This is a genomic window from Staphylococcus sp. FSL K6-3157 (assembly GCF_038005145.1).
In the GTDB taxonomy this organism is placed as follows: Bacteria; Bacillota; Bacilli; order Staphylococcales; family Staphylococcaceae; genus Staphylococcus; species Staphylococcus equorum.
This window is the reverse complement of sequence record NZ_JBBOSM010000001.1, coordinates 1,653,316-1,668,651: the sequence shown is the minus strand read 5'-3', so window position 1 is coordinate 1,668,651 and position 15,336 is coordinate 1,653,316. Positions and strand designations below refer to the sequence as shown.

Sequence of the window (15,336 nt, the reverse complement as noted above, 5' to 3'; positions counted from 1 at the left end):
TTCCCGGACAAATAAATCGTGTGAGGTGAATATAATGAATATGAGAGCTGAACGTGTTGGCGAACAGATGAAGAAAGAAATTATGGATATCGCTAATAACAAAGTCAAAGACCCAAGAATCGGATTTTTAACGATTACAGATGTGCAATTAACAAATGATTTATCAATTGCAACAATCTATTTAACAGTATTAGGTAATGAAAAACAAAAAGAAGATACTTTTAAAGGGTTAGAAAAGGCAAAAGGTTTTATTAAATCTGAACTAGGTTCAAGAATGAGATTAAGAATTATTCCTGAATTGAATTTTGAATATGATGAATCAATTGATTACGGAAATAAAATTGAAAGAATGATTCAAGATTTACACAAAAAAGATTAATTATTATAACAAGCTGGAACAAAATCTCTTTAGATTTTATGTTTCAGCTTTTTTACATAACACAAAGTAAGCTGAGTCATGTTAATATGTAAGTAATGTAAAAAAAGAGCATTAAAGGTGGCGTGGAAATGTATAATGGTATTTTGCCTGTGTATAAAGAACGTGGTTTAACAAGCCACGATGTAGTATTTAAATTGAGGAAAATTTTAAAAACAAAAAAAGTTGGACATACTGGTACTTTAGACCCTGAAGTATCAGGCGTTTTACCTATATGTATTGGTGGTGCAACAAAAGTTAGTGATTACATCATGGATATGGGGAAATCTTATAAAGCGACTGTTACACTTGGAAGCAGTACAACTACTGAAGATCAAACTGGTGAAATCCTTGAGCAAACAACTATTGCTCAAGATGAAATTATAGCTCAGGACATTGATCAAATATTGAATCAATTTGAAGGAACGATTACTCAAATACCACCGATGTACTCATCAGTAAAAGTGAATGGGAAAAAGTTATACGAATATGCAAGGAATAATGAAGAAGTAGAAAGACCAGAGCGACAAGTTAATATTATACAAATTAAACGCACATCAGAACTTCGCTTTGAAGACGAAAATTGCCATTTCGATATTTTAGTTGAATGTGGCAAAGGAACATACATCAGAACTTTAGCGACAGATATTGGAAAAGCCTTAGCATTTCCAGCCCATATGTCAAAATTAACTAGAATTCAAAGTGGTGGGTTTGATTTAGAGGAGAGTCTCACACTCAACGACGTTGCAGAATTACATGAGCATGACACGTTACAAGAAAAGTTATTTCCTATAGAATATGGGTTAAAAGGTTTAAAACAAATTTTGATTTCAGATGAAATAGTAAAAAGCAAAATTTTAAACGGCCAAAAATTTTATAAAAAAGAATTCACAGAAGCAATAGATACGATAGTGGCATTAGTAGATGTTACAGACAATAAAGTCTTAGCAATTTATGCACCACATCCTGAAAAAAATGACGAAATTAAGCCTAAGAAGGTATTTAACTAAAGGAGAAATACGCATGAAAGTGATAGAAGTAGCTCATCCAATTCAAGAAGATCAATATATAACGGAAGACGTTGCCATGGCTTTTGGTTTTTTTGATGGCATGCATAAGGGACATGCGAAAGTATTTGATACTCTAGAGCAAAAAGCAAAATCATCCAATTTAAAAAAAGCTGTGATGACGTTTGATCCTCATCCTTCGGTAGTTCTAAATCCTGAACGGAAACGTACTGATTATTTAACACCAATACAAGATAAAGTTGAAATATTAGAGTCTTATGGCATAGATTATTGTATTGTTATTAACTTTTCTTCAAAATTTGCCAATGTACCCGCTGAAACTTTTATAGAAGAATATATTATAAAAAATAATGTTAAAGAAGTAATAGCTGGTTTTGATTTTACATTTGGTAAATTTGGAAAAGGTAATATGATGATATTAAATGAAATGACTGAATTTAATACGACAGTTGTAAGTAAACAAGAAATAGAATCCGAAAAAATTTCCACTACTGAAATTAGAAAAGCGCTTAAAACAGGCGACTTGCAAAAGGCTAATGAAGAATTAAACTACCTCTACCGCATTAAAGGAACAGTAGTACAAGGTGAAAAACGTGGCAGAACAATTGGGTTTCCAACAGCAAACGTTCAACCTAGTGGTGATTATGTATTGCCTAAAAATGGCGTTTACGCAGTCAGTATGGAAATCGGGGCAAATAAAAAAGTTTATAGAGGCGTGGCCAACGTGGGTGTAAAACCTACATTTCATGATCCTTCTAAAGCACAAGTAGTTATAGAAGTGAATTTATTTGATTTTAACGAAAATATTTACGGCGAGCGTGTCACTGTATTTTGGCATCATTATTTAAGACCAGAAATTAAATTTGATGGGATAGATCCTTTAGTAGAACAAATGAATAAAGATAAAGAAAAAGCAAAATACTTATTATCGGTTGATTTTGGAGACGAAATATCATATAATATTTAAGTCGAATGTGTTTTACACATTTAAGGCACCTTTATCTTGGCAGTCCGAGTCTCCAACGGTTCGCTCGGTTAAAGGCGCATAAAAATAAAAGGAGGAAATTGACTATGGCAATTTCACAAGAACGTAAAAATGAACTAATTAAAGAATATCGTACACACGAAGCAGATACTGGGTCACCAGAAGTACAAATCGCTGTGTTAACTGAAGAAATCACTACATTAAACGAACATTTACGTCAACACACGAAAGATCACCATTCACGTCGTGGACTATTAAAAATGGTAGGTCGTCGTAGACATTTACTTAACTATTTACGTGACAAAGATGTACAACGTTACCGTGAATTAATTAAATCATTAGGTATCCGTCGTTAATTTTAATATGGATATTGATAGGGAAAGAACCTTTAGGGTCCTTTCCCTTTTTTATAATCTAGAAAGCATATTATTTAAAAAGTAATATACTAATATAAAATTTTTCTGAGAAATGATATGATATAACTAATAGATATATGAGAGGAGATTCGTAATGTCTCAAGAGAAAAAAGTTTTTAAAACTGAATGGGCAAATAGATCATTAACGATTGAAACAGGGCAACTTGCTAAACAAGCTAACGGTGCCGTGCTAGTTCGTTATGGTGATACAGTAGTATTATCTACTGCAGTAGCTTCAAAAGAACCACGCGATGTTGACTTTTTCCCATTAATGGTAAATTATGAAGAAAAAATGTATGCAGCAGGTAAAATTCCTGGTGGGTTTAAAAAACGTGAGGGACGTCCAAGTGACGAAGCAACATTAACTGCGCGCTTAATCGACAGACCAATTCGTCCACTTTTCCCTAAAGGATATAAGCATGATGTACAAATCATGAATACCGTATTAAGTGCTGATCCTGACTGTTCTCCAGAAATGGCAGCAATGATAGGTTCATCTATGGCACTTAGTGTGTCGGACATTCCATTCCAAGGGCCAATTGCTGGTGTAAACGTAGGTTATGTTGATGGTGAATACGTGATTAACCCAACTGTTGCACAGAAAGAAGTGTCGCGTCTTGACTTAGAAGTAGCTGGACACAAAGATGCTGTAAACATGGTTGAAGCAGGGGCAAGTGAAATTACTGAAAGTGAAATGCTTGAGGGAATCTTCTTTGGTCATAATGAAATACAACGTTTAGTTAATTTCCAGCAAGAAATTGTTGATCACATCCAACCAGTGAAAAAACCATTCACACCCGTTGAACAAGACGAAAAGCTTGAAGACAAAGTGAAACAGCTTACTGAAGCCAATGGTTTAAAAGAAGCTGTATTAACGTTTGACAAACAACAACGTGATATCAATCTTGACACATTAAAAGAAAAAGTCGTTGCAGAATTTATTGATGAAGAAGATGCTAATAATGCTGCACTAATTAAAGATGTTCATGGCATTTTAAATAGTTTAGTAAAAGAAGAAGTAAGAAGATTAATCGCTGAAGAAAAAATCAGACCTGATGGCCGTAAATCAAATGAAATTCGTCCACTAGAATCAGAAGTTGGCGTCTTACCACGAGTACATGGTTCTGGTTTATTTACACGAGGTCAAACACAAGCACTATCTGTGTTAACATTAGGTTCAATGAGCGAATATCAAATTCTTGATGGTCTTGGTGAGGAACAACAAAAACGTTTCATGCATCATTACAATTTCCCTAATTATTCAGTTGGTGAGACAGGTCCAGTTCGTTCTCCAGGACGTCGTGAAATTGGACACGGTGCTTTAGGTGAACGTGCATTGAGTCATGTGATTCCAGATACTAAAGATTTCCCTTATACTGTAAGAATTGTGAGTGAAGTATTAGAATCAAATGGTTCATCTTCACAAGCGTCAATTTGTGGTTCTACGTTAGCTCTAATGGATGCAGGTGTTCCTATTAAAGCTCCAGTAGCAGGTATTGCTATGGGATTAGTAACACGTGATGATAGTTATACTATTTTAACGGATATTCAAGGTATGGAAGATGCTTTAGGTGACATGGACTTTAAAGTAGCAGGTACACCTGAAGGCATCACTGCAATACAAATGGATATTAAAATTGATGGTCTAACAAAAGAGATTATTAGAGAAGCTTTAGATCAAGCACGAGAAGGTCGTTTAGCTATTTTAGATCATATGTTACAAACAATTGATACAACACGCAGTGAGTTAAGTGCATTTGCACCTAAAGTCGTTACGATGACAATCAAACCTGAAAAAATCAGAGATGTTATTGGGCCTGGTGGTAAGAAAATCAATGAAATCATTGATCAAACAGGTGTGAAACTTGATATTGAACAAGATGGTACAATCTTTATAGGTGCTGTTGATAAAGATGCAATCGCCGAAGCGCGTAGTATCATAGAAGACATTACACGTGAAGCTGAAGTTGGCCAAGTATATGAAGGCAAAGTAAAACGTATCGAAAAATACGGTGCATTTGTTGAATTATTCCCTGGTAAAGATGCTTTAGTTCATATTTCACAAATTGCAAATGAACGTATTGATAAAGTAGAAGATGTATTGAAAATTGGAGATACATTTAAAATAAAAGTAACAGAAATTGATAAACAAGGTCGCGTGAATGCGTCTCATAAAGTACTTTTATCAAATTAATATTAAATAAAAAATCGAATTTTATTAGAAACTAGTAAATGATATGAATCGCGTTACGATAGAATGTTTCCTGTTCTATTTTAATCGGTTTTCATATTAGAGTATACTGGTTTCTTTTTTTATTTAATTCCAATGCAAATAGTAGTTAGAATCATTTCATGAATTATGGAATACATAAGTTTATAAGACTAAAGTTTAATTTTTGGTGAATTCATAGTGTTTATTATAGTAAAAGCGTGAATATGAAAATATCGAAGATTTATAAGTAATTGTTTATTTATTGATATCAATCCCGAACTATTTATAGTAATTACTTTAATAGTGTACATAAAGCCTATTTTAACTTATAATATACTATGAGTTTATATATGGACGGGAATTTAAATAGGAGGTAACATTTTGAGTTTAATAAAGAAAAAAAATAAAAATATTCGTATAATTCCACTTGGCGGAGTTGGAGAAATTGCGAAAAATATGTATGTCGTTGAAGTAGACGATGAAATGTTTATGTTAGATGCAGGACTGATGTTCCCAGAAGATGAAATGCTAGGTGTGGACATTGTAATTCCTGACATTCAATATGTGATTGAGAATAAAGATAAATTAAAAGGTATATTTTTAACGCATGGGCACGAACACGCTATCGGAGCTGTCACATATGTATTAGAACAAGTAGATGCACCTGTGTATGGTTCTAAACTGACAATTGCGTTAATTAAAGAAAATATGAAAGCACGTAATGTTAATAAAAAAGTAAGATATTATACAGTGAATAATGAATCAGTTATGCGTTTTAAAGGAGTAAACATTACATTTTTCAATACAACGCATAGTATTCCAGACAGTTTAGGCGTATGTATTCATACATCATATGGTGCTATCGTTTATACAGGCGAATTTAAATTTGATCAAAGTCTACAAGGTCATTACGCACCAGACTTGAAAAAAATGACTGAAATAGGTGAAGCGGGTGTGTTTGCGCTTATCAGTGATTCGACTGAGGCAGAAAAACCAGGTTATAATACACCAGAAAATGTAATTGAATCACATATGTATGATGCATTTACTAAAGTAAAAGGCAGATTGATTGTTTCTTGTTACGCATCGAACTTTATCCGCATTCAGCAAGTATTGAATTTGGCTCAGAGGTTGAATAGAAAAGTTTCTTTCCTAGGCCGTTCATTAGAGAGTTCATTTAATATTGCTAGAAAGATGGGCTATTTTGATATTTCTAAGGACTTATTAATTCCAATTAATGAAGTTGAAAATTATCCTAAAAATGAAGTTATTATTATTGCAACTGGTATGCAAGGTGAACCAGTAGAAGCATTAAGCCAAATGGCTCAAAAGAAACATAAAATAATGAATATTGAACAAGGGGATTCTGTTTTCCTAGCAATTACTGCTTCTGCAAGTATGGAAGTTATCGTTGGTAACACGCTAAATGAATTAGCGCGTGCTGGTGCAGAAATCTTACCTAGTAGTAAAAAAATACACACTTCAAGTCATGGTTGCATGGAAGAATTGAAGATGATGATTAATATTATGAAACCAGAATACTTTATACCAGTAAATGGTGAGTTTAAAATGCAAATTGCTCATGCAAAATTAGCGAATGAATCAGGTGTACAACCTGAGAAAATCTTCCTTGTGGAAAAAGGTGATGTCGTTAACTATGATGGTGACGAAATGATTTTAAATGAAAAAGTGAATTTTGGTAATGTACTTATCGATGGTATAGGTGTTGGAGACGTAGGAAATATCGTTCTGAGAGATCGTCATTTATTAGCAGAAGATGGTATCTTTATTGCGGTCGTAACACTTGATCCGAAAAATAGACGAATTGCAGCCGGACCAGAAATTCAATCTAGAGGTTTCGTTTATGTTAGAGAAAGTGAAGCTTTATTAAATGAAGCTGAAGAAAAAGTACGTGAAATCGTTGAACTAGGACTACAAGAGAAACGAATTGAATGGTCTGAAATCAAACAAAGTATGCGTGATCAAATTAGCAAATTATTATTTGAAAACACGAAACGTCGTCCAATGATTATTCCAGTTATTTCTGAAATTTAATAGTTTCCATACTAAACAAAGAGGTTAAGACAAACGCTTAGGTAAACATATTTAAAAGTAGATTGCAGTTGATTGTTATATCTTAAATATGACATGCAAGCAACCTTTAAATCCACTCAAAGCGAATATTGTCTTACCTCTTTTATGTTACTATAGAATACAAATAAACTTTTATTATACAATCATACTTATATAATAAAAGCTAAATACATATTATTTACGATAAATAAAAGTGATTCACATAAGAATCGATGGGTATATGATTAAAACGAAATTGAAATCAGAGTTAGAAAAGTAGGTGTGGAACGTGGCACAAACAAAAAAGAGAACTACAACTAAGAGAAAACCAACAAATACAAGAAAGAAAACAACAAATAAAAAGAAAAAACAAAGCGACAGTCCTATAAGATATGTTTTTGCTATTATCGTCTTTGTATTAATTGTACTAGGCGCGTTTCAGCTTGGTATTATTGGAACAATGATAGATAGTTTCTTGAATTATTTATTTGGTAATAGCCGTTACTTAACTTATATATTACTATTTATAGGTACAATATTTATTACTTATTATAAAACTTTACCAAAGACAAGACGTACAGTTGGTGCTTTTATATTACAATTAGCACTACTATTAGTGACGCAAATCTTTTTTTACTTTACTAATAATGCACAAGCTCAACGGGAACCAGTATTGTCATTTGTCTATAAGGCTTATGAACAGACAAACTTTCCTGATTTTGGTGGAGGATTAATAGGATATTACTTATTAACTTTATTCACGCCTTTAATTTCTATTATTGGGATTATTATTGTGACAATTTTATTGATGGCTTCAAGTGCAATTTTACTTTTAAAACAAAGTCATCGTGATGTGTCGAAAATCGTATTTGAAAAGATGAAAGTTAAAGGTCAAGATGCTTCAGTAAACTTAAAAGAAAAAAGAAAACAAAATAGAATTAAGAAAGATGCTAAAGCGCGTGTGAAAGCAGAGAAAAAAGCTGAATTACAAGCACAACAAGCTGCTACTGAGGATAAAGCTAATAATGAAGTTAAAGATGTAAGTGATTTACCTGAAGTTTCAAATTTAACTGCAGAACAGCAACAATCCATACCTATATATGGACATGGTGATAACGATGATGATAGCGCTCAACCTACAGAAAATAAAAAATATAAACGTAGCCAACGTAATCTAAATCAAGAAGACGCCAATGGACAAATATCATCACAACAAAGTTCTAAAGAGGAACAAGCTTCATTAGATCAGTTGATAGATGAATCTGAACAACCATTAGATGAAGATGGTGCAAATTCCATATCTGAAGCAGGTGAAGTTGAAAACGAAGCATATACAATACCGCCGCTTTCTTTGCTTAATCAACCTGCCAAGCAAAAAGCTACATCTAAGGCAGAAGTACAAAAAAAGGGACAGTTACTAGAAACAACACTCAAAAACTTTGGTGTGAATGCAAGGGTGACTCAAATAAAAATTGGTCCAGCAGTCACGCAATATGAAATACAACCTGCGCAAGGTGTGAAAGTAAGTAAAATCGTTAATTTACATAATGATATTGCTTTAGCACTTGCTGCGAAAGATATCCGTATAGAAGCGCCAATACCTGGACGTTCAGCTGTCGGTATAGAAGTGCCGAATGATAAGGTCTCGCTTGTTTCATTAAAAGAAGTATTAGATGAGAAGTTTCCTGCTAAAAACAAATTAGAAGTTGGATTAGGTAGAGATATTTCGGGTGATCCAATTACAGTTGAATTAAATAAAATGCCTCACTTACTCGTAGCAGGTTCAACTGGTAGTGGTAAGTCAGTTTGTATTAACGGTATTATTACAAGTATTTTACTTAATGCTAAGCCACATGAAGTAAAACTTATGTTAATTGATCCAAAAATGGTAGAGTTGAATGTATATAATGGTATACCTCATTTGCTTATACCTGTTGTGACAAATCCACATAAAGCATCACAAGCACTAGAAAAAGTAGTTGCTGAAATGGAAAGACGTTACGATCTATTCCAACATTCTTCAACTAGAAACATTGAAGGCTACAACGAAGCAATTAAACGACAAAATAAGGAACTAGAAGAGAAAAAATCTGAGTTACCGTATATAGTGGTGATTGTTGATGAATTAGCAGATCTAATGATGGTTGCAGGTAAAGATGTGGAAAATGCAATCCAACGTATTACTCAAATGGCACGTGCAGCAGGTATTCATTTAATTATTGCAACGCAACGCCCATCTGTAGATGTTATAACTGGTATAATCAAAAATAATATTCCATCAAGAATCGCTTTCGCTGTGAGTTCACAAATTGACTCTAGAACGATTATAGATAGTGGCGGTGCAGACAAGTTACTAGGTAAAGGTGATATGTTATATGTTGCAAATGGTGGTTCTACGAGAACACGTGTGCAAGGTGCATTTTTAAGCGATCAAGAGGTACAAGATATTGTCAATTATGTGGTTGAACAACAAAAAGCGAACTATGTTAAAGAAATGGAACCAGATGCACCAGTTGAAAAATCAGAAATGAAGAGTGAAGATTCACTTTATGATGAAGCATATATATTTATAATTGAACAACAAAAAGCAAGTACATCCTTGTTACAAAGACAGTTTAGAATTGGTTATAATCGAGCTTCAAGATTGATGGATGATTTAGAACGGAATCAAGTTATTGGACCACAAAAAGGTAGCAAACCTAGACAGATACTTGTGGATTTAGATAGTGATGAGGTGTAAATATGGAACTTACTTCTGTGTATAAAGTTAAAGAGTGGATGATTCAACAAATTAAAGAAGGTAAATTGAGTCCTGGAGAGCCATTGCCAAGTAATTTAGCAGTGGCTAGAACACTAAATGTTAAAACAGATGACGTTTACGATGCTGTGGATGAATTGATTACAGAGCAAGTATTATCTAATAATTTAGAGGAAGGTGCGAGTGTTAAATCACTGCACCCATTCTTCTATCCTTTAGGTGAACTTGTAAGTATTAGTCAAATGATAGAGCAACAAGGCTTTAATGCTAGAACAGAATTTATAAGCTTAGATGAAAAACCGGCTACTTCATTGGATGCATTAAGATTAAACATTCCTGATAAAGCTTCTGTGACCATTATAGAGCGTGTGAGACTCGCAGATCGACAACCAGTAGTATATTGCTTAGATAAAGTGCCTGCCGATGATTTAACGTGTGCCCAGTATCAAAACAGTGATGAATCTTTATTAAATGCGATTGAAGCTTATGCTAATAAAAAAGTTGCCTACGCAAATACAGAAATTGAGGCCATCAGTTATGAACCTCATATCTCAGATGTGCTAGATGCATCACCGCATGAAGGGCTCATGCTTTTGAAATTAATACATTATGATAATGATGATAATCCAATACTTTATTCTTTTAATTATTTCAAAAGTAGTTTAGTAAAATTTAAAACGGTTAGAAATAGAATATAAAAACAAAATTATGAAAGCGAGGCATGACAATTTGAAGATAGATAAACAGCAAAATGACTTGCATATAAAAGTAATGCCAACAACAAAATTTAAAACAACCACAATCACATTGAAATTTATGGCGCCATTAGATAGCGAAACAATGACAGCACGTTCACTATTGAGCAAAGTACTCGTTCGTGCGACAAAACAATGGCCAACGGATAAAGCATTTAACCAACACTTATCACAATTATATGGTGCATACGTTAACAGTTTTATTTCGAAATTCAAAGACAAGCATGTAATTACAATATCTTTAGAAATCGTAAATGAACGTTATTTAAAAGATCAAACCCCATTATTTGAAAAGGGTTTGGATCTACTAAAAGAAATGATTTGGAACCCGTTAATTACAGATGGTGAATTTGATGAAACTTTTGTTGCACAAGAAAAATCGTTATTAACAAAAAAATTAGATGCTATAGTTGATAATAAATCACAAATTGCATTTTTAAACTTACTGAAAAATATGTTTGGAGACCAACCTTATCGCCATATAGCGTCAGGGCAAGTAGAATACATATCAGGCATAACACCTAAAAATTTATATCATACATATCAATCTATGCTACAAGATGACTACTGCGCGGTTTATGTAGTAGGTAACGTAGATGAGCAAGCAGTAAAATCACAAATTCAATCATATTTTGATCTTAAACCTTTTCAATTTGAATTATCACATGCAGTGCCAAAGCCAAAATCACATCATTTACCACAAGAAATTATTGAAACAGATATAGTGGATCAAGCCAAACTAAATATGGGATATAAATTCCCAGCACAATATGGAGATTCACAATACTTTGCTATGGTCGTGTTAAATGTCATGTTTGGTGGAGATCCTTCCTCCGTATTATTTAATGAGGTACGTGAGAAGCAAAGTTTAGCTTATTCTATACACTCTCAAATGGATGCTAAAAATGGTTTTATGTTTGTACTTAGTGGCGTTTCAGCAGACAAATATGAAATAGCTAAAGATACAATAATAGCTGAATTTGAAAAATTTCAACATGGTGAGTTTGATGACGATAAATTAAAGCTAGCGAAAAAAGTGATTATTTCACAACGTCAAGAATCTCATGATAGACCGAAAAGTATTATTGAAATATTAAATAATAATATATTACTTGATGAAGATATGTCAGAAACTAGTTTTATTGAAGGTATACAAAATGTATCTAGAACAGATATTCAGCAATTAGCACAAGAAACAATATTAGATACGATTTACATTTTGACGAAAGGAGGTAATGACTGATGAATGAAAAATATTATAAACAAATAGACGAAAAAGTTTATGAAGCGGAGTTAAATAACGGTCTCAAGTTATTTATTATTCCGAAAAAAGGATTTCAAAAAACCTTCGTAACTTATACAACACAATTTGGTTCATTAGATAATAAATTTAAACCACATGGTAGTGATACATATGTCACAGTTCCAGATGGCGTGGCACACTTTTTAGAACATAAATTATTTGAAAATGAAGAAGAAGACTTATTTACTGCTTTTGCAGAAGACAATGCTCAAGTTAACGCATTTACGAGCTTTGATCGAACAAGCTATCTATTCAGTGCTACCGATAATGTAGACCGCAATATCAAACGCTTATTAACGATGGTAGAAACGCCTTATTTTACTAAAGAGACGGTTGATAAAGAAAAAGGAATCATTGAAGAAGAAATTAAAATGTATCAAGAACAACCTGGTTATAAATTAATGTTCAATACATTAAAGGCTATGTATGAAACACATCCGATTCGTGTGGATATTGCAGGCAGTGTTGAAAGCATTTATGAAATAACTAAGGATGACTTATATCTATGTTACGAAACATTCTATCATCCATCGAACATGGTGTTATTTGTTGTAGGTGATGTAGATGCAGAGCACATTTATGAAGTCATTGCTGAGCACGAAGATAAAAGAGATAAAGTGAATCAACCACAAATTGTCAGAGATGCTTTAAATGAAAAAAGTGAAGTTAATGAATTCAATGTAACAGAATCTATGAAACTTCAATCCCCAAGGTTAATGCTTGGTTTTAAAAACGAAACTTTAAAAAATGAACCTAACGAAGCCTATGTTAAACGTGATTTAGAAATGACACTATTTTATGAAATGGTGTTTGGTGAAGAGACAGATTTTTATCAAACGTTGCTCAATCAAGATTTAATAGATGAAACATTTGGTTATCAATTTGTTTTAGAACCAACCTATAGCTTTTCAGTTATCACGAGTGCAACGCAATATCCTGATAAATTGAAAGCACTATTATTAGAGGAATTAGAAAACACACAAGGTAAACTAAGTGATGCAGAGGCCTTTAACTTATTAAAAAAACAATTTATTGGAGAATTTATCTCAGGTTTAAATTCACCAGAGTATATTGCTAACCAATACACAAAACTTTATTTTGAAGGCGTAAGTTTATTCGACTTATTAGACATTGTTGAGAGTATCACTTTAGATAGCGTGAACGAAACAGCAAATACATGTTTAAATCTAACGCAAGTTGTAGATAGTCGTTTGGAGATGAAATAAAATGAAAGCTTTGGTCATGGGTGGATCTGGTACAATAGGTTCTGCAATTGTCGATCGTTTATTAACGGATGGGTATGAAGTCATCGTACACTATAATAAATCAAACATAGAAACTCTAACAAAACGCTATGAACAGAAGTCAGTACAATTTGTAAAATGTGATTTAACTCAGTGTAATGACTTGGACAAAGCTTTTGCTTTCATAAAAAATTTGGATTGTTTAATTTATGCTAGTGGTTCAGCTTTATATGGACAACTACAGGATATGACAGACGAAATGATCGATGCGAGTTATCAAATACATGTGCGTCAATTTATAAGAACGAGTAGATATTTTGCAGATCAATTAAGACAAAGTACAAATGGTAGAATCATCGTTATCTCATCTATATGGGGTGAAACTGGCGCCAGTATGGAGACTGTTTATTCAGCTATGAAAGGTGCTCAAATTAGTTTTGTTAAAGCGCTTAGCCAAGAGTTAGCTATGACAAATGTCACGGTTAATGCTATCGCGCCCGGGTTTGTCAGTGGTAACATGACTCAAGTTTGGACAGCAGATGAACTTAGTGAGATAACAAAAGAACTGCCACAACAAAGATTGATTGCACCTGAAGAGGTTGCACATACGTGTAGTTATTTATGCCACCCATTAGCTAAGAGTATTACTGGAACAATACAAAAAGTAAACGGAGCATGGTATTTATAAATTTTAATATTGTGTAAAAAAATAAGCCAACTATGAAACATTCAATGATATAATAACAATACAATAAATCACAGGATTTAAAAAAGTGATATTAATAGATGTTTCTTGAGCACCAATCTATTATAAAATAACCGTTGTTTTTAAACTAAGGGGTGTTTATTTCATGACAGTAGCTACTAAAAAAGAATGGTATTTAGAATATGAGATAACGTTGAATAGATCAGGTTTATTGGGCGATGTATCTAGTTTGTTAGGTATGATGGGCATCAATATTGTAACAATCAATGGTGTTGATGAAGGTCGTAGAGGTTTACTCATTAAGTCTGATAACTTAGAAAAAGTAAGTAGATTTGAAAATATTGTCACTGAAATTGATGATATTTCTATTACTAAATTACGTAAACCTGAACTTCGTGATCGATTGGCAGTGAGACATGGCAGGTACATAGAGCAAGATGCCGATGATAAAAAGACATTTCGTTTTGAAAGAGAAGACTTAGGTTTGCTCGTTGATTTTATGGCAGAATTATTTAAAGAAGAAGGTCATAAGCTAATAGGAATTAGGGGTATGCCTAGGGTAGGAAAGACAGAATCTATTGTTGCTGGCAGTGTCTGTGCGCATAAACGTTGGTTGTTCATCAGTTCTACATTAATCAAACAAACAGTGCGTAGCTCATTAATTAAAGGTGAGTACGATACTAATCATGTTTATATCATTGACGGAGCAGTAACAGCAAGAGAATCTAATGTAAAACACCAAGAATTAGTAAAAGAAGTTATGAGTTTGCCTTCAATCAAGGTGGTTGAACATCCTGACTTGTTTGTTGAAACAAGTGACTATGAGATGAGCGATTTCGATTATATTATTGAATTAAGAGAAAATAAGAACCAAGAAATTCATTACGAAGAAATGAAGAAACAAACTGTTAAAAGTAAAAACAACTTAGATTTTGGTAACGATGAATTTGGTGGCGGTTTTGGTTTCTTTGAATAAAAAAATGAGTAGTTATCAAGGAGGACTAACATCGTGAACACAGTTGGTCAAACTTTAAAGGGACGTCGAGAACGTTTAGGTATGACTTTAAATGAATTAGAAACACGCACACAGATAAAACGTCAAACTTTGACTTTGATAGAAAATAACGATTTTGAATCATTAAATAAGGTTGATTATGCAGAAGGTTTTATTAAAAAATATGCAAAAGCCGTTAATATTGATTCTGTACAGTTAATTAAAGCACATAGAGACGAAATTCCAAATAATGACGAAAGCATGCAAGAGACGATTGAAGCTTTTTCTAAAGAAAATAAGCCGACATATCGTAGTAAGAATAAAGAGCCACTGCAAGTAGCTGTTATAGTAAGTGTTGTTATTATCATTTCAGCACTATTATGGATTTTAGCTGTTTTAGTATTATAATCGGTTAATATATAGCAACGATTAAGTTATAAAAAAGAA

The 15,336-nt window shown here is 33.0% G+C and carries 12 protein-coding genes and 2 pseudogenes; all 14 read left to right on the top strand.

Translation table 11 applies throughout. The features are described from left to right. Positions 1-31 precede the first annotated feature (31 nt). The 14 genes and pseudogenes from rbfA (at position 32) to MHB47_RS07975 (ending at position 15,297) form a co-directional block, all read left to right on the top strand. The gene (rbfA, locus tag MHB47_RS08035; RefSeq protein ID WP_340757299.1) at positions 32-379 is read left to right on the top strand and encodes a 30S ribosome-binding factor RbfA; all 348 of its coding nucleotides are present in this window, start codon (positions 32-34) and stop codon (positions 377-379) included. A gap of 128 nt (positions 380-507) precedes the next feature. After that, a complete protein-coding gene (gene truB / locus MHB47_RS08030; protein ID WP_340756066.1) occupies positions 508-1,425 on the top strand; it encodes a tRNA pseudouridine(55) synthase TruB in 918 nt (305 codons plus the stop codon). 13 nt (positions 1,426-1,438) lie between these two features. After that, complete coding sequence (locus MHB47_RS08025; RefSeq protein WP_340756064.1) at positions 1,439-2,410, top strand: bifunctional riboflavin kinase/FAD synthetase; 972 nt, start codon at positions 1,439-1,441, stop codon at positions 2,408-2,410. Between the two features lie 104 nt (positions 2,411-2,514). Then, the gene (gene rpsO, locus MHB47_RS08020; RefSeq protein ID WP_021338745.1) at positions 2,515-2,784 is read left to right on the top strand and encodes a 30S ribosomal protein S15; all 270 of its coding nucleotides are present in this window, start codon (positions 2,515-2,517) and stop codon (positions 2,782-2,784) included. A 154-nt stretch (positions 2,785-2,938) separates the two neighbouring features. Beyond that, the gene (pnp, locus tag MHB47_RS08015; protein ID WP_107515110.1) at positions 2,939-5,038 is read left to right on the top strand and encodes a polyribonucleotide nucleotidyltransferase; all 2,100 of its coding nucleotides are present in this window, start codon (positions 2,939-2,941) and stop codon (positions 5,036-5,038) included. Positions 5,039-5,437: 399 nt separating this feature from the next. Beyond that, on the top strand, positions 5,438-7,111 hold the full coding sequence (gene rnjB / locus MHB47_RS08010) for a ribonuclease J2 (protein ID WP_046465284.1): 1,674 nt from the start codon (positions 5,438-5,440) through the stop codon (positions 7,109-7,111). 307 nt (positions 7,112-7,418) lie between these two features. Then, positions 7,419-8,244 (top strand): annotated as a pseudogene (locus MHB47_RS13475) (DNA translocase FtsK 4TM domain-containing protein); the annotation flags it as partial. 179 nt (positions 8,245-8,423) lie between these two features. Next, positions 8,424-9,869: pseudogene (locus tag MHB47_RS13470) on the top strand (DNA translocase FtsK); the annotation flags it as partial. A gap of 2 nt (positions 9,870-9,871) precedes the next feature. Further along, positions 9,872-10,585, top strand: a complete 714-nt coding sequence (locus MHB47_RS08000) for a GntR family transcriptional regulator (protein ID WP_021338749.1) — start codon at positions 9,872-9,874, stop codon at positions 10,583-10,585. 10 nt (positions 10,586-10,595) lie between these two features. Continuing rightward, positions 10,596-11,885 carry an EF-P 5-aminopentanol modification-associated protein YfmF gene (yfmF, locus tag MHB47_RS07995; protein ID WP_340756060.1) on the top strand — a complete coding sequence of 430 codons (1,290 nt, stop codon included), beginning with the start codon at positions 10,596-10,598 and terminating at the stop codon, positions 11,883-11,885. Beyond that, complete coding sequence (gene yfmH / locus MHB47_RS07990; protein ID WP_069818734.1) at positions 11,885-13,171, top strand: EF-P 5-aminopentanol modification-associated protein YfmH; 1,287 nt, start codon at positions 11,885-11,887, stop codon at positions 13,169-13,171. The genes yfmF and yfmH overlap by 1 nt, the downstream gene beginning before the upstream one ends. 1 nt (position 13,172) lies before the next feature. After that, a complete protein-coding gene (gene ymfI / locus MHB47_RS07985) occupies positions 13,173-13,877 on the top strand; it encodes an elongation factor P 5-aminopentanone reductase (RefSeq protein WP_107515492.1) in 705 nt (234 codons plus the stop codon). Between the two features lie 163 nt (positions 13,878-14,040). Continuing rightward, on the top strand, positions 14,041-14,871 hold the full coding sequence (locus tag MHB47_RS07980; protein ID WP_021338753.1) for a YmfK family protein: 831 nt from the start codon (positions 14,041-14,043) through the stop codon (positions 14,869-14,871). A gap of 33 nt (positions 14,872-14,904) precedes the next feature. After that, positions 14,905-15,297, top strand: a complete 393-nt coding sequence (locus MHB47_RS07975) for a helix-turn-helix domain-containing protein (RefSeq protein WP_002507830.1) — start codon at positions 14,905-14,907, stop codon at positions 15,295-15,297. Positions 15,298-15,336 lie beyond the last annotated feature (39 nt).

Excerpts from the sequence above, each read along its gene's own strand:
- truB (WP_340756066.1), top strand. The coding sequence starts at position 508 with ATGTATAATGGTATTTTGCCTGTGTATAAAGAACGTGGTTTAACAAGC.
- rpsO (WP_021338745.1), top strand. The coding sequence starts at position 2,515 with ATGGCAATTTCACAAGAACGTAAAAATGAACTAATTAAAGAATATCGT.
- MHB47_RS08000 (WP_021338749.1), top strand. The coding sequence starts at position 9,872 with ATGGAACTTACTTCTGTGTATAAAGTTAAAGAGTGGATGATTCAACAA.
- MHB47_RS07980 (WP_021338753.1), top strand. The coding sequence starts at position 14,041 with ATGACAGTAGCTACTAAAAAAGAATGGTATTTAGAATATGAGATAACG.
- ymfI (WP_107515492.1), top strand. The coding sequence starts at position 13,173 with ATGAAAGCTTTGGTCATGGGTGGATCTGGTACAATAGGTTCTGCAATT.
- yfmF (WP_340756060.1), top strand. The coding sequence starts at position 10,596 with ATGAAAGCGAGGCATGACAATTTGAAGATAGATAAACAGCAAAATGAC.
- pnp (WP_107515110.1), top strand. The coding sequence starts at position 2,939 with ATGTCTCAAGAGAAAAAAGTTTTTAAAACTGAATGGGCAAATAGATCA.
- MHB47_RS08025 (WP_340756064.1), top strand. The coding sequence starts at position 1,439 with ATGAAAGTGATAGAAGTAGCTCATCCAATTCAAGAAGATCAATATATA.
- yfmH (WP_069818734.1), top strand. The coding sequence starts at position 11,885 with ATGAATGAAAAATATTATAAACAAATAGACGAAAAAGTTTATGAAGCG.